Raw genomic sequence first — 14,512 nt, 5'->3', positions numbered from 1 at the left:
CGAACTGCCGGACGGGAGGCGCGGTGCGGGCCCGCACCGCGCCTCCCGTCCCGTCGGGTCAGCGCTGGAAGCGCGTGGCCGGGTCGTCGGACAGGGCCGCCTCGATCCGTGCCCGCATGGTCGCGGGCATCTCCGGCAGCGCGTCGAGCCGCGCCCAGAAGGCCTCGGTGTTCTCACCGTCGGCGGGGAAGGGCTCCCCGGAGACGTACCGGCAGGCGAACACCAGGTCGAGGTACTGCGCCCGGTCACCGTTCGGGTACGTCATCTCCGGCAGCACCTGCACCCACGCGAGGCGCTCGGCGACGGCGACGACGTCGGCTTCCTCGAGGACCTCGCGTTCGGCGGCGACCGCGGGTTCCTCGCCGGGGTCGACGATGCCGGTGACCGGCGTGAACGCGTGGTTGTCGGCCCGGCGCACGACGAGGAGCTCACGGTCCGGGCCCTCGCCGCGCGTCACGACGGCGGTGACCCCGGTGAGCCAGAGCGGCTCGTTCCCGATCTTCGAGCGGAGGGACAGGACGAAGTCAGGCGTGGGCATGCCGCCACGCTACCGACACGGGACCCTGTCGCGGACTGGTCATGACCAGTAGGCTGTCACCGTGGAGATCATCATCCTGCCCACGCCGGCTGAGGTCGGTCGCGTCGCCGCGGCCAAGATCGCCTCCGTCGTCGCGAAGAAGCCGTCCGCCGTCATCGGTGTCGCCACCGGGTCCAGCCCGCAGGGCATCTACGCCGACCTGCAGCGTCGTGTCGACGCGGGGGAGATCTCGTTCGCCGAGGCCCGCGCGTTCGCCCTCGACGAGTACGTCGGCATCCCGCTCGAGCACCCCGAGTCGTACGCCTCGGTGATCCAGCGCGACGTCATCGATCCGCTCGGGTTCGAGCCCTCCCGCGTGCGGGTCCCGGACGGCCGCGCGTCCGACCTCGAGTTCGCGGCGAAGGAGTACGACGCCGCGATCCGTGCCGCGGGCGGGGTCGACGTGCAGATCCTCGGGATCGGCGCGAACGGGCACATCGGGTTCAACGAGCCGACGTCGTCGTTCGCGTCCCGCACTCGCATCAAGACCCTCGCCCCGTCCACGCGCGAGGCCAACGCCCGGTTCTTCGACAGCCTCGACCAGGTCCCGACGCACTGCATGACGCAGGGGCTCGGCACCATCCTCGAGGCCCGTGAGCTCGTCCTCGTCGCCCAGGGCTCGTCGAAGGCCGACGCCGTGGCCGCCGCGGTCGAGGGGCCGCTGTCGTCGTTCGTCCCCGGGTCCGCGCTGCAGCTGCACGAGCACGCCACCGTCGTCGTCGACGAGGACGCCGCGGCGGGCCTCAAGCTCGCCGATTACTACACGTACACGTACGCGAACAAGCCGGCCTGGCAGCTGTTCGAGTAGGGCCGCGGATCAGCCGCCTGCACGTCGTTCGAACGCGGTGTGCAGGCGGCTGAGTCCGTCGTCGAGGGTCTCCGCCGAGCACCCGAAGTTGAGTCGCGCGAACCCGGCCCCCTGGCGCCCGAAGTCCGGTCCGCCGCCGAGCGCGACCTTCGCCTCGTCGACGAGCAGGGCTGCGGGGTCGTCACCCCACGGGAGCGCCCGCAGGTCGAGCCACGCCAGGTAGGACGCCTGCGGCTGCCGGTACCCGGTGCCGGGCAGCACGTCACCGAGTCGCTCGGCCAGGGTGCGGCGGTTGGCGGCGAGCTCGGTCAGCAGCGACGCGAGCCAGGGTCCGCCCTCGCTGAACGCCGCCACGCTCGCGGTGTACCCGAGGATCCCGGTGCGCTCGACGACCTCGCCGGGCATGCCGTCGAACCAGGCGCGGGCACGCTCGGAGGCGCCGACCATCAGGGCGCACTTCGTCCCCGCGAGGTTCCACGCCTTGCTCGCGCTCGTCAGGGTGACCCCGAGCTCCGCCGCCTCGGGGCAGGAGTCGAGGAAGGGCGTGAACGTCGCGTCCGCGTGCACGAGCGGCGCGTGGATCTCGTCCGAGACGACCACGGCGTCCCACTCGGCGGCGAGTCGGGCGAGGGCGGCGAGGTCCTCGCGGGTGTGGACGAGTCCGAGGGGGTTGTGCGGGTTGCAGAGCAGCACCGTGCGGGCCCCGTCCGCGAACGCCCGGCCGATCCCGTCGAGGTCCATCCGCCACCCGGCCGTCGTGTCGAACGGGTCCGCGGTGCCCTCGGGTGCGAGCAGCGGGACCTCGGTCACGGAGCCACCGGCCTCGGCGACGTACTCCCAGAACGGCGGGTACACGGGCGGCATGATGACGACCTGGTCCCCGGGCTCGATGACCCGGCGGAGCGTCTCCACCGCAGCCACCGAGACGTCCGTGGTGGTCCGCACGAGGTCCGGGTCGAGGCGCCACGACCAGCGGGCCTCGGCGAAGTCGGCGAACGCCTCGGGGAGCGCCCGGCCGTGCCCGACGTACCCGGTGTCGCCGTTCGTGACCGCGGCCACGAGGGCGTCCCGCACGGGTTCGGCGAGCATGCTGTCCATCTCCGCGACGAACATCGGCAGCACGTCCGGCGGGTAGGCCGTGTACTTCTCGCTGGTGCGGGTGCGGTGCGCATCGAAGAGGGAGACCATGACGCTCATGCGGCCATCCTCGCAGCGCGGCCCGGTCAGACGCCGAGTGCGTCGCGCATGACGGCCCCGAGACGCTCCGACATCTCCGCCGTGAGGTGCAGGGGGTCCGGCCGGACCAGGGTGCCGTCGATGATCAGCGGGCATGCTCCCTCGGGCGTGCACAGCCAGCTCGTGGTCGGGACGTAGTGCGTGTCGCCGCCGACTGCGGACACGGCGCGTTCTTCGGCGGCGCGCTTCTCCGCGACGATCGGCCGGACGGTGCCGGTGCACTCCGCGACGCCGGTGATCCGGTTGGCACACGCGGTCGGGGAGTCGACGTCGGGGGTGCCCTCGAGCAGGACGACACGGCCTGCGGATGCCTCGAGCGCACGGAGGCTGTCCTCGGTGGACCGCTGCCACGCCGCGGCCGCCGTGGAACCCGACGGCACCTGCATGTGCTCCGGGTAGGACTCCGCGGACGACGCGATCACGAGGTCGGGCCGCACGTCGGCGACCGCGTCGAGCATCGCCTGCTGGGCTCGCTCGCACTGTCCGGGGTACCGGAGCTGCGTGCCGATGACACCCGGGGTGAACCGGCCGACCGGACACAACGCGTACCCGACTGCGATCACCCGCCAGTCGTCGTCGAGCGCGGAGACGACGGCCGGTGTCCAGCTGAGGGCCACGGAGTCGCCGATCACCACGGCGGTCTTGGGAGCATCTGGTGCACCCCACTCGCAGGTTCGGGGATCGGTGATGTCGCCGTCGTGGAGCCCGTTCCGGCATCCGTCCGCGGCCAGTGCAGGGGCCAGTGACTCCGGCGTCGCCGCGCGGACGAGGCTCGACTCCGTGCGGCCCGCGGCGGCGTCCTGGACGGCTTGCGAGACCCGTCCGGGGAGGTCGTCCGGGGTGAACGCTGCACGGGGAGTGGAATCGGCGGGTGCCCCGTCGGTGATGCGCGCCGCGAGTTCCTGTGCTGGCCTGAACACCGACGCTCCGCGGAGCTGATCGAGGCTGAGTGCTCCGAGCACGACGATCGTCACGCTCGCGAGGGAAGCTTCGACCACACGGCGCGCACGCGTACGATCGCCCGTGTCGGACCGGTGGCGCCGGGGGGCCGACCGGAGGAACGGCCGCTCGACCCAGCGTTCGCTGGCCGCCGCGAGCGCCAGCGAGCCGAGTACCGCGATCGACATCGGGAGGACGCCGGTGCCGTACACGCCCGCGACGATCACCACCACGGGGAAGTGCCAGAGGTACAGCGAGTACGAGATCCTGCCCACCCACCGCAACGGCCGGTTGCGCAGCACGGCTCCGGACCGCCCGACCCGATCGCCGGCGGCCAGGACGAGGACGGTGCCGACGACCGGCGCGAGCGCTGACGGCCACGGGAAGGCGGTGCCCGACGTCACGAGGAAGGCGCTGGCGGCGATCAGGGCGAGCCCGGTCCAGAAGAGCACGGTGTGCACGCGTGGTGCCAGCCGACCGAGCACCGGGCCGGCCATGGCGAGCACCGCGCCGGCTCCGAGCTCCCAGGCCCGGGAGACGCTGTCGAAGTACCCGATGCTCGGGGAGATCGTGCTCTCGACAGCGGCGAACGTCATCGAGGCAGCGGTCAGGACGACCGCGACGATGAGCGGACCGCGGCGCCCGAGCACCCGGCGCGCAGAGGGAACGGTGGCCAGCACCATCACGATCGGCCACACGGCGTAGAACTGTTCCTCGACCGCCAGCGACCAGAAGTGCTGCAGCGGGCTCGCCGGATCGGTCGCGTGCAGGTAGTCGGTGCCCTCCGCGATGAGGTGCCAGTTCTGGACGAAGAGCGCAGAGGCGATCCCGTCGAGGGCGATGGCCCAGGCCCGCGGGCTGAACCAGACGAGTGCCGATCCGGTCACCGTGACGAGGAGCACGAGCAGCGCTGCGGGGAGGATCCTCCGTGCGCGTCGACCGTAGAAGCCGATGATCGAGACGCGGCCCGTCCGGTCGACTTCACGGAGGAGGATCCCGGTGATGAGGAAGCCCGAGATGACGAAGAAGACATCGACGCCGGTGAAGCCACCCCGGGGGAGCCCGAACGCGTGGTAGGCGAGGACGACGAGCACCGCGGCGCCGCGGAGGCCCTCGATGTCCGTGCGGAATCGGTGCGGTGCCGTCGATCGGAGCCTGGCGCGCTGGCGCGCGGGGGCGTCGGTGGTCATGCGGCCTCCATCGGGGTCGGGCAGGTGCAGCGCGTCCCATTGTAGCCGTGAATATATCAAATATCGATAGGTCGATCCGCTGGTCGCCTCAGTCGACGTCGGCGAGGGTGTACGGTCCGCTCGCGCCCGCGAAGGACACCACCTGCGCCCGGACGCCGACGTCGCCCTGCATGCGTGCTGCCGTGCGGAGTCCCAGTGCTCGGGTCCCCGCGTCACCGAACGGACCCCCGGCCCGCTCGGTCAGCGCGCGCCACCCGACGATCGCGCGCGCGGTGCCCTCGCGGAGCTCGGCGGCGCGCGCGGACATGATCTCGGCGCGGCGGCGGCCGTTCCAGGACTCGACCTCGGTGCCGACGCGGTCGGCGGGCGCCACCACGACGGGGTGCGCGACCGGGAAGGTGTCGATCCCGCCGCCGGCGCCGCACCAGACGTGGACACCGTCGCCGAGTTCGAGCTGCACCCTGCTCGCGAGCGTGAACGCGTCGACCCGGTGGGCGTCACGGACGGCGGCCGAGGGCCACTCGAACGACGTCCCGCTCAGCGCGTCGAACACGTCGTTCCACGCCTCGAGGTCGTGCCGCAGGGCAGCGCTGAGGCCGAGGCCGTCCGCGTCCGGATCGACGAGGCCGACGTCCTCGGAGGATCCGCGGTACCAGAGCGGCGAGTCCCCGACGCCGTACTCGGCCATCACGAGGACGATCGCCCGCGGTGGGCGCCGTCGACCGCCCGGCGCGTGCTCGTCCCCGTGGTGCATGGCGTCCATCCAAGCAGGCGCGGGCGGGACGACCGATCGACGTGAACAGCAGGAGAGCGCTCGGTGACCGATCGCGCGTCCCCCGTCCGAGGGGTCTAGCGTCGCGGGCGTGAACCGTTCCCGCGTGCACCGTCGCCCGCTCCTCCGCCCGCTACCGCTCGCCGCGGTGGCCACGATCGCCGCGCTGCTCGGGACGGGGATGGTCGCCGCGCCGGCGGCCGCCTCGCCGTCCGGGCAGGCAGGGCAGGCCGCCCGGACCGTCTCCGACCCCGCCCGGTACGTCGACCCGTTCATCGGCACGAGCGGCGACGGCAACACCTGGCCCGGCGCGACCGCTCCGTTCGGCATGCTCCAGTGGAGCCCCACCGGCACCGCGGGCGACCAGACCTCGACCCCGGTCGCGAACGGCTACTCGTACGACGTCGACCGACTGCGGGGGTTCAGCCTGACGCACCTCAACGGTGCGGGCTGCGCGCCGGGGGCCGCCGGTGACGTGCCGATCATGCCCGTCACCACACCGGTCACGACCTCGCCGTCGGCGGACTCCACCGACGCGGTCTACGCCGCCGGCTACTCGCACGACGACGAGTCCGCGAGCCCCGGCCGCTACACGGTCCGCCTCGACAACGGCGTCCGCACCGACCTCGCCGTCACCACGCGCGCCGGCATCGGCGAGTTCGCGTTCCCGGCCGGCAAGGACGCGAACCTGCTCTTCCGCACGTCGAACTCGATCAACGGCAGCGAGGCGGCGACCACCCGCGTCGACGCACGGACCCGCACGGTCAGCGGCAGCGTCCTGACCGGCGGCTTCTGCAGCCGCCGAGCGAACGGGGGCGGGGCCACGAACCCCGACCGCCGCAGCTACTACCGCCTGTTCTTCACGGCGACCTTCGACCGGGCGTTCACGAGCACCGGCACCTGGCAGGACGGCACGGTCCAGCCAGGAGGCACGTCCTCCTCCGGCGGGGAGGGGTACCTGACCGGCGCCGACCGTGCCGGACGCGGCTCCGGCGCGTGGGTCGGGTTCGACGCGCGTCGCGGTGCGACGGTGCACGCGAAGATCGGCATCTCGTACGTGAGCGCCGCAGGAGCCGTCGCGAACCGCGACGGCGAGGTGACCCCGCGCTCGACCGTCGCCAGCGTGGCGGCCGGCACCCGCGCCTCCTGGAACCGCGAACTGTCACGCCTGCGCGTCGGTGGCGGCACGGCGGACCGGACCACCCAGCTCTACACGTCCGTGTACCACGCGCTCATGCAGCCGAACACGCTGAACGACCGCGACGGCCGCTACCTGGGGCCGGACCAGCGGGTGCACCGGATGGACCGGGGACACCGGGCCGTCTACGGCACGTACTCCGGGTGGGACCAGTACCGGGCGCAGATCCAGCTGCTCGCCCTGCTGCGACCGGACGTCGCCGGGGACATGGCGCAGTCGATGCTGCGGTTCGCCGAGCAGAACGGCGGGGTGTGGGACCGCTGGCTCCACCTCGGTGCGCCGACGCACGTCATGACCGGCGACCCCTCGGCCGCGACCCTCGCCACCTGGTACGCCATGGGTGTGCGGAACTTCGACGTGCGGGCCGCCTACGCCTCGCTGAAGCACCAGGCGACCGTCGAGAACGCCGACGCCGAGAGTGACATCGGCTGCCCGGGCCAGTGCCTGGCGCAGCGACCGGCGCTCGACGAGTACCTGCAGCGGCAGTACGCGGCGAACGACGACTGCTCGTGCTGGGGTGGCGCTGCCGAGACCCTCGAGGACTCGATCTCCGACAGTGCGCTCGGGTACTGGGCCTCGTCGCTGGGGCTGCGCTCGGACGCCCGGATGTTCGCGGAGCGCGGGACCTACTGGAAGAACACCTTCAACCCGGCCGTCGGGTACCAGGCCGCTCGCCAGGCCGACGGATCGTGGACGCCGGACTGGTCGCCCTCGACCGGCACCGGGTTCGCGCAGGGGACGAGTGCGCAGTACACGTGGCTCGTGCCGCAGGACGTGCACGGACTGTCGACCGCGCTGGGCGGTGACGACGCGGCTGCGGCTCGCCTGGACGCCTTCTTCCACGACAGCTCCGGCGCGTTCGCGGTGACCGGTGGCGACCCCACCAAGTTCGACCCGACCAACGAGCCCGACATCCACACGCCGTGGATGTACAACGCGCTCGGCAAGCCGTGGAAGACGCAGGAGACCGTGCGTCGGGTCGTCGACGACGCCTACACGACCGGGCCGAGCGGGCTGCCGGGCAACGACGACCTCGGCACGATGAGCGCCTGGTACGTCTTCGCGTCGATCGGGTTGTTCCCGCAGACGCCGGGGCGCGCGGAGATGCTCATCGGCAGCCCGACGTTCAGCACGGTCGACATCCGGCGGTCGAGCGGGGAGCGGATCGTCGTCCGGTCCTCCGGCACGGCGCCGTACGTCCACGGTGCACGCCTGGACGGCCGGACGCTCGAGAGGTCCTGGGTGCCGGCGTCGTTCGTGACCCGCGGTGGGACGCTGTCGCTGCGGGTCGGGGACACGGCGGACACGTCGTGGGCGAGCGGGGCACGGGGGCGGCCGGTCGACCGGTAGGCACCGCGGCGATCAGCGGAGCGGCCGCCCGGCACCCCAGACGCGGCGGACCTCGAACGACGGCGACAACGCCACGAGGTCGGCGGCGTACCCCGGCGCGAGCCGACCCAGCCGGTCGCCGAGCCCCAGCGCCGCCGCCGGCACGCTGGTCAGCGCCGCCACGGCGTCCGGCAGCGTCTGTCCCGCGAGGGTCACCGCGTTCCGCAGCGCCACGTCCTGCGTCAGCGTCGACCCCGCGATGGTGTCCGTCCCCGCCACGTGCGCGATCCCGTCCGTCACGGTCACGGCGAGGGACCCGAGCGTGTACGAGCCGTCGGCCGCACCGGCAGCACCCATGGCGTCGGTGATGAGGGCGACGCGGCCCGGTGCCGCACGCAGCAGCATCGACGCCACGGACGGGTGCACGTGCACGCCGTCGAGGATGAGCTCGAGCGTCACGCGGTCGTCGGCCACGGCGGCCGCGATCGGCCCGGGAGCCCGGTGGTGGATGCCCGGCATGGCGTTGAACGCGTGCGTGAGCAGGGTCGCCCCGGCGTCGAACGCTGCCCGGGCCTGGTCGTACGTGCCGACCGTGTGGCCGACGGCGACGGTGACGCCCGCGGCGACGAATCGTTCGGTCGCGTCGAGGGCGCCGGCGAGCTCCGGCGCGATGGTGACCTGGCGCACGACGCCCTCGCCGGCCTCGAGCAGGTCCGCGACCGGACCGGGCGCCGGGTCGACCAGGAACGACTCGTTGTGAGCACCCTTGTTGTGCGGGGAGAGGAAGGGTCCCTCGAGGTGGACGCCGAGCACGAGCGGGTCGTCGGCCATCACCGTGCGGATGCGGTCGAGCGAGGCGGTCAGCGCCCTCACCGGGTTCGCGACGAGGGACAGGACCGAGCGGGTCGTGCCGTGCGAGCGGTGGACCTCGAGCGCGGCTGCGATCGAATCGTCCTCGTACGCGGTGCCGCCGCCGCCGTGGCCGTGCAGGTCGATGAAGCCGGGCGTCAGGACGGCGTCGCCGAGGTCCACGACCTCGTGCACCGAGGTCGCCGCAGGTGCCTCGGGGCCGGAGCCGACCGCGTGGATGGTGTCACCGACGACGAGGACCCAGCCGTCCGCCGTGGAGCCGGCCGCGTCGACCACGTGGGTCGACCGGATCAGCGTGCGCCGCGCCTCCTGGCCGCCGGAGCCGCCGACGTTCACCGGGTCTCCTTGCGGAACTGCACCACGCCCGACAGGGCCGCCACGAGGATGAAGACCAGCCCCACCACCGGGTGCCCGATCGAGATCCAGCACCCGCCGGCCGCGATCACGAGGGCGACCTCGACGATGGTCTTGCCGACGATGTCGGTCTCGATCGGCGACGCCTGCGACCGGAACAGGTACCAGACCACCGCGGCGAACACCGGCGCGCCGATCATGAACAGGATGCCGGGCATCGGGAACGGCCACGCGATGTAGCCCCAGTACGCCAGCGAGACCAGGCCGAAGGCGCACACCAGGATGCGGAGCACCGTCCAGCCGTCGAGCCTCCGCGGGCGGATGGCGTGCGGGTCCGGGGTGTCGCCCCAATCGACGGGGGACTGCGGTGCTGACATGCGGTGCCTACTTGAAGATGATGGTGCGGGCGCCGTCGAGGAGGACACGGTCCTCGGCGATCCAGCGCACCGCCTGGGTGAGCGTGCGGGACTCTTCGTCCTGGCCGATCGAGACCAGCTCGGCGGGGTCCTTCGTGTGGTCCACGCGGACGACGTTCTGCTCGATGATCGGGCCCTCGTCGAGGTCGCTCGTCACGAAGTGCGCCGTCGCCCCGATGAGCTTGACCCCGCGGGCGTGCGCCTGCCGGTAGGGGTTGGCGCCCTTGAAGCCCGGCAGGAACGAGTGGTGGATGTTCACCGCGCGGCCCTCGAGGGCGGCGCACAGCTCCGGCGAGAGGATCTGCATGTACCGGGCGAGGACGACGAGCTCGATGTCGTGCTCCTCGACCGCCTGCAGCACCCGGCGCTCCATCTCCTGCTTGCTCGCGGCGTCGGTCACCGGCCGGTGCTCGAACGGCACGGAGTAGAACGACGCGAGCTCGGAGAGGTCCGCGTGGTTCGAGAGCACGAGCGGCACCTCGATCGGGAGCTGTCCGCCGCGCTGCCGGTACAGCAGGTCGTTCAGGCAGTGTCCGGCCTTCGACACGAGGACGAGGGTGCGGAGCGGCCGGCCGACGACGTCGAGCTGGACGCGGGCGTCGTAGCGCTCGGCGACGGGGGCGAGCGCGGCCTCGAACGTGGTGCGGTCGACGGGGGCCATGACCTGGAGGCGCATGAAGAACGTGTTCGTGTCGACGCTCGAGAACTGCTGCGACTCGGTGATGTTCCCGCTCGCGGCGACGACGGCTCCGGAGACGGCGTGCACGATCCCGGGCTGGTCGTCGCAGACCAGCGTGAGGGTCCAGTGCGTGGGGGTCTGCTCGCTCGGGGCGGTCGGAGCGGTCGGGTCGGTCACCGGATCAGGGTACCGGGATCGGGCTGTCGGGAGGCGCGGCGCGGGCGCGCCGGTCGGGCTGCGGCCCGCCGGCGGTCGCGCGGGCGCGGCGGCCCCGGCGGCTCCGGCGCCGCCGGGCGGCGGCGCCGGCGGGCGCGCACAACCAAAGTCACGTCGAACCGGACGATTGCGCGGTTCGACGTGACTTTGGTTGTGCGTGCGTCTGGCCGGCGGTCGGCCGGCCGGGCGCGCTCCGCCCGCGGCGTCAGCGCGGGAGCGGCCGCGACAACGCCCGGTCGGCGATCGTCAGGACGCTCAACAGCACCGCGACCCCCACGATCACCCACGCCAGCACGTGCAGGTCCGGCGTCGTCGGGGCCTGGCCGAACACCCCGCCGATCAGCGAGGACGCCCCGATCGCCCCGATGTACACGCTCGTCCGGGACAGCCCCGCCGCCGTGCCGATGTACTCCGCGGGCACGACTCGGTAGAGCGCCGCCTGGTTCGACACGGACGCCAGGGCCTGCGGCACGCCGAACAGCGCCGGCGCGAGGACGAGCAGGAACACCGGCGACCCGGTGTGGAGCAGCAGGAGGAGCAGCCCGCCGACGATCGGCACCACGGCCGCGACGATGAGCGGCCCCCGCACGGCGGTCTTCCGGGCGATGAGGAACGACGCGACCCCGGCGACGATCGCGGCGGGCAGCTGCATGTACCCGGCGACGTCGCTCGAGTACCCCGCGACGTCCTGCACCCACTGCGAGAAGCCGTAGGTCATCGTGTACGCCAGCAGGTACACGAGGAACAGCCGCATGTACGTGCGCGAGAGGGCACCGTTCCGGGCGAGCATCCGCACGTCGACGAAGGGCCGCACGGCGCGGAGCTCCCAGAGCACGAGCGCGACGAGCAGCACGACCGCCGTGCCGAGCAGCCACCAGAGTCCGGCGGACAGGTCGAGCAGGAACACGAGCAGCGCCGACACGAAGCCGGTCATGAGCAGCATCCCGAACGGGTCGAGGGCGGTGAGGACGGGCAGGTCCTCGTCGGTCCGCGGCCGGAGCCTGTCGGACGGCAGCCACAGCGCGGAGACGACGATCCCGAAGGCGGCGAGCGGGACGTTCACGAGGAAGATCGCGTGCCACCCGAACGCGGCGATGAGCGCTCCGCCGAGGGGCGGCCCGGCGGCGGCGGACACGAGCGACGTGATCGACAGCGCACCGAGCACGAGCGGCGGGGTGGGCTTCCCGATGCGGGCGGAGTGCTGGCGCAGGGTCGTCAGCGCGGCCGGGTACGCCGACGAGGTCCCGATGCCGATCAGCACGCGCGCGAACACCGCGCCGCCGAAGCCGGTCAGGAACTCGGGCACGATCCCGGCGACCCCGACGATGACGAGTCCGGTCAGGAACACCTTCTTCGGACCGAACCGGTCGGCGAGCTTGCCCATCGTCGGCTGCGCGATGGCGCTCGCGAGGTACAGCGCCGCGACGAGCCAGATCGCCTGCGCGGCACCGATCCCGAGGTCGCGGGAGATCGGCGCGAGGGCGACCGACACCATCGTCGTGTTGATCGGGTTGAGCAGCGGTCCGACCAGGACCGGCACGAGGAGCTTCGGGCCGAAGCCGCTGCTGCCGGGGCCGGTCGACGGGGAGACGGGTGTGGACGCGGTTGCGGTGGACGTGGTCGGCTGCCTTTGCGAGGGGGTCGCGTCGTGACGGCCAGGAGGCGCGGCTCGCGTCGGTCGACGCGGGTCGCCCCTCCTGGTGGTCACGGTTCGACGAGGGGTTCGAGGATGCGGAGGGAGCGGGCGACCGTGGCACGATCGTCGGGGTCGAGCGTCGCGAGGCGCTCGGCGAGCAGGCGGGTCCGGGCGCGGTGGGACTCGTCGCGGGCGGTGCGGCCGGCGTCGGTCGCGGCGACGATGGTCCGGCGCCCGTCGGTCGGGTCCTGCGTGCGGGTGACGAGGCCGAGGTCCTCGAGCGCCTGGACGGTCGCGCCCATCGACTGCGGCCGGACGCCCTCGGCGCGGGCGAGTTCGGCGGTCGTGGTCGAGCCGTCGCGGACGAGCCGACCGAGTGCGGCGGACTGCGAGGCCGTGACGTCGTCGACCTTGCCGACCAGGGTCGTGCGGCGGATCTTGCCGTACAGCGTCAGCAGCGCACCGGCGAGCACGTCCGAGCCGTCACCGTCCGATTCCATACCGTCACGGTACTACTTCGACAGGCGAACTTGCAAGGCTGCCTTCTGAACTCAAGGCTCGAAGACGATCCGCCGCTTCGTCACCACGAACCCCGCACGCTCGAACGCCCGACGCATCGGGGTGTTCGTCGCGTCCGTCGTCCCGACCACCCGCGGTGCACCGGCAGCGGCGTGCACCCGGACCGCCTCGGCCAGCAGCCCGTCGACGATGCCGCGCCCCCGGTGCTGCGGCAGGACGCCGATGGAGCTGACGGCCGCGTCGTACGCCGTCCGGGTCGCGATGACGAAGCCGACGACGAGCCCCTCCGCGTCGAGGGCGATCCGCCACCCGTCCCGTGATCCGGGCAGCGACCGGTAGAACGCGAGGTCGTCGGCGGCCGCACCCCGCGAGCCCAGTTCGGCGACGGAGGCCAGCGTGTGTGCATCGAGGCTCCCGACCGCGACGCGCGCGAAGAGGTCCACGAACTCGGCGTCGTCGCCGCCGCGGAACCGCAGGGCCAGCGTCGACACCGACCCCGTCGCGGGAGCGCCCGGCTGTTCGAGCGCGACGCTGACCCGCTCGGTCATCCGTCCGAGTCCGGCGGCACGGGCCGCTTCCGTCCGCCACCGCACGGCCGCGACGGCGTCGTCGTCCGTGTGCCAGTCCACCGCGACGTCGACGATCCACTCCGGCAGCGAATTGAACGCGGCGGCCCCGGCGGCGATGAGTCCGGCGGCGATCTCCCGGCGCTCGTCGGGGTCGGACGACCCCGGTGCGATGAGCAGGTCGTCGAGTGTCGACGGTGCCGTGGCGTCCGCGCCGCCCCACCAGAGCGCACGGCCGACGGGGCGACCGTCCCGCAGGGCCAGCCACGACCACTCCGGGCGGTAGTTCCCCGTGGCGGACTCGGCCCGGTACCGGTCCGCACCGATCCACGCGACCGGTTCGTCCGTCGAGAAGGCGAGCAGCGCCTCCAGGTCGTCACCGTCGACGGGGCGGAAGGCGACGCTCACCGCGGACCGGTCAGGGTCTCGACCAGGTGTTCCTGCACGTACCCGAGCCAGTCGTAGACGTCCCGCAGGCCGACGCCCGCGTCGGCGGTGTACGACTGCTCCTCCGTGGCGGAGTCCACGATCCCCAGCCGGTCCGCGATCGTCAGCCGCAGGTCCGTCAGGCAGCGCAGCCAGGCCTGCTCGTCCGAGGTCTCGAAGGCGCCGTCCCGTGCCCCGGTGAGCCACGCGTGCACGGCCCGGGCGTTCTCGGTCTTCCTCGCCACCAGGTCCGACTCGGTCCACCGCCGGAACTCCGCGCTCGCCTCGGCGTCGTCGCGGTAGGCGTCCGGGAACATCCGCGCCGCGACCGGGTCGGATGCGAGGTCCCCGTCGAGCACCTGCTGCAGCTGTTCGGTCAGCGACGTGAGCACGCCGCGCTCGCCGGAGGACATGGCGAGGTGCACGCCGTCGGCACGGCGGACGAACGGGATCACGGAGCGGGCGCCCTGTCCACCGAGGCCTGCAGCCCGTACCCGTGCATGGCCTCGACGTGGGCCTCCATCGCTTCGCGGGGGCCGGTCGCGACGATCGCGCGTCCCTCGTCGTTCACCTGGCGCATGAGTCGCTCCGCCTTCGCCCGTGGGAAGCCGAAGTACTGCTGGAAGACGTAGGTCACGTAGGACATGAGGTTCACCGGGTCGTCCCACACGACGGCGACCCACGGCGTGTCCGGTCGCACGCTCGTGCGGGCGTCGGTGCGCTCGTCCACGTCGGGCGTCAACAGGGTCATGCACCCAGGGTGACACGAACCTGCTCGCTC

14 protein-coding genes are annotated in these 14,512 nt (G+C 72.8%); 2 read left to right on the top strand and 12 right to left on the bottom strand.

What is annotated here, in order from left to right:
• Positions 1-58 precede the first annotated feature (58 nt).
• On the bottom strand, positions 59-538 hold the full coding sequence (locus ACIPEP_RS06180) for an NUDIX domain-containing protein (protein WP_309777185.1): 480 nt from the start codon (positions 536-538) through the stop codon (positions 59-61).
• 61 nt (positions 539-599) lie between these two features.
• On the opposite strand from ACIPEP_RS06180, the gene nagB reads away from it, so the two are divergent.
• The gene (gene nagB / locus ACIPEP_RS06175; protein WP_402716769.1) at positions 600-1,385 is read left to right on the top strand and encodes a glucosamine-6-phosphate deaminase; all 786 of its coding nucleotides are present in this window, start codon (positions 600-602) and stop codon (positions 1,383-1,385) included.
• A 9-nt stretch (positions 1,386-1,394) separates the two neighbouring features.
• On the opposite strand, the gene ACIPEP_RS06170 is transcribed toward nagB, so the two are convergent.
• From ACIPEP_RS06170 to ACIPEP_RS06160, 3 genes are all read right to left on the bottom strand, one after another.
• Entirely contained in the window at positions 1,395-2,582 is a 1,188-nt protein-coding gene (locus ACIPEP_RS06170) for a MalY/PatB family protein (RefSeq protein WP_402716768.1), read from the bottom strand.
• 26 nt (positions 2,583-2,608) lie between these two features.
• Positions 2,609-4,750 carry an acyltransferase family protein gene (locus ACIPEP_RS06165; RefSeq protein WP_402716767.1) on the bottom strand — a complete coding sequence of 714 codons (2,142 nt, stop codon included), beginning with the start codon at positions 4,748-4,750 and terminating at the stop codon, positions 2,609-2,611.
• An 88-nt stretch (positions 4,751-4,838) separates the two neighbouring features.
• Positions 4,839-5,504 (bottom strand): hypothetical protein, encoded by a 666-nt coding sequence (locus tag ACIPEP_RS06160; RefSeq protein ID WP_402716766.1) that lies wholly within the window; start codon positions 5,502-5,504, stop codon positions 4,839-4,841.
• Positions 5,505-5,613: 109 nt separating this feature from the next.
• Between ACIPEP_RS06160 and ACIPEP_RS06155 the strand changes: the two genes are divergently transcribed.
• Positions 5,614-8,070 (top strand): GH92 family glycosyl hydrolase, encoded by a 2,457-nt coding sequence (locus tag ACIPEP_RS06155; protein ID WP_402716765.1) that lies wholly within the window; start codon positions 5,614-5,616, stop codon positions 8,068-8,070.
• Positions 8,071-8,082: 12 nt separating this feature from the next.
• Here ACIPEP_RS06155 and nagA read toward each other — a convergent pair whose 3' ends face one another.
• The 8 genes from nagA to clpS form a co-directional block, all read right to left on the bottom strand.
• The gene (gene nagA, locus ACIPEP_RS06150) at positions 8,083-9,255 is read right to left on the bottom strand and encodes an N-acetylglucosamine-6-phosphate deacetylase (protein ID WP_402716764.1); all 1,173 of its coding nucleotides are present in this window, start codon (positions 9,253-9,255) and stop codon (positions 8,083-8,085) included.
• Entirely contained in the window at positions 9,252-9,650 is a 399-nt protein-coding gene (locus ACIPEP_RS06145) for a YrdB family protein (protein WP_083295174.1), read from the bottom strand. The genes nagA and ACIPEP_RS06145 overlap by 4 nt, the downstream gene beginning before the upstream one ends.
• A gap of 7 nt (positions 9,651-9,657) precedes the next feature.
• Positions 9,658-10,545 carry a formyltetrahydrofolate deformylase gene (gene purU / locus ACIPEP_RS06140; RefSeq protein ID WP_229085257.1) on the bottom strand — a complete coding sequence of 296 codons (888 nt, stop codon included), beginning with the start codon at positions 10,543-10,545 and terminating at the stop codon, positions 9,658-9,660.
• Between the two features lie 244 nt (positions 10,546-10,789).
• Positions 10,790-12,124, bottom strand: coding sequence for an MFS transporter (locus tag ACIPEP_RS06135; RefSeq protein ID WP_402716763.1), 1,335 nt, complete (start codon positions 12,122-12,124; stop codon positions 10,790-10,792).
• A 164-nt stretch (positions 12,125-12,288) separates the two neighbouring features.
• Complete coding sequence (locus ACIPEP_RS06130; RefSeq protein WP_402716762.1) at positions 12,289-12,720, bottom strand: MarR family winged helix-turn-helix transcriptional regulator; 432 nt, start codon at positions 12,718-12,720, stop codon at positions 12,289-12,291.
• Between the two features lie 51 nt (positions 12,721-12,771).
• Positions 12,772-13,713, bottom strand: a complete 942-nt coding sequence (locus tag ACIPEP_RS06125; RefSeq protein WP_402716761.1) for a GNAT family N-acetyltransferase — start codon at positions 13,711-13,713, stop codon at positions 12,772-12,774.
• Positions 13,710-14,186: a DUF2017 family protein gene (locus ACIPEP_RS06120; RefSeq protein WP_070417774.1), complete on the bottom strand. Its 477-nt coding sequence runs from the start codon at positions 14,184-14,186 to the stop codon at positions 13,710-13,712. The genes ACIPEP_RS06125 and ACIPEP_RS06120 overlap by 4 nt, the downstream gene beginning before the upstream one ends.
• Positions 14,183-14,482 (bottom strand): ATP-dependent Clp protease adapter ClpS, encoded by a 300-nt coding sequence (gene clpS, locus ACIPEP_RS06115; protein ID WP_083403394.1) that lies wholly within the window; start codon positions 14,480-14,482, stop codon positions 14,183-14,185. Before clpS ends, ACIPEP_RS06120 begins: the two co-directional genes overlap by 4 nt.
• Positions 14,483-14,512: the final 30 nt, after the last annotated feature.

The sequence above is a fragment of the Curtobacterium sp. NPDC087082 genome, assembly GCF_044745045.1.
Lineage (GTDB): Bacteria > Actinomycetota > Actinomycetes > Actinomycetales > Microbacteriaceae > Curtobacterium.
Note: the sequence above shows the minus strand (reverse complement) of the source record. Positions and strands in the feature narration are given on the sequence as shown.

Excerpts from the sequence above, each read along its gene's own strand:
- ACIPEP_RS06180 (WP_309777185.1), bottom strand. The coding sequence starts at position 538 with ATGCCCACGCCTGACTTCGTCCTGTCCCTCCGCTCGAAGATCGGGAAC.
- ACIPEP_RS06160 (WP_402716766.1), bottom strand. The coding sequence starts at position 5,504 with ATGCACCACGGGGACGAGCACGCGCCGGGCGGTCGACGGCGCCCACCG.
- ACIPEP_RS06165 (WP_402716767.1), bottom strand. The coding sequence starts at position 4,750 with ATGACCACCGACGCCCCCGCGCGCCAGCGCGCCAGGCTCCGATCGACG.
- ACIPEP_RS06130 (WP_402716762.1), bottom strand. The coding sequence starts at position 12,720 with ATGGAATCGGACGGTGACGGCTCGGACGTGCTCGCCGGTGCGCTGCTG.
- ACIPEP_RS06145 (WP_083295174.1), bottom strand. The coding sequence starts at position 9,650 with ATGTCAGCACCGCAGTCCCCCGTCGATTGGGGCGACACCCCGGACCCG.
- ACIPEP_RS06170 (WP_402716768.1), bottom strand. The coding sequence starts at position 2,582 with ATGAGCGTCATGGTCTCCCTCTTCGATGCGCACCGCACCCGCACCAGC.
- clpS (WP_083403394.1), bottom strand. The coding sequence starts at position 14,482 with ATGACCCTGTTGACGCCCGACGTGGACGAGCGCACCGACGCCCGCACG.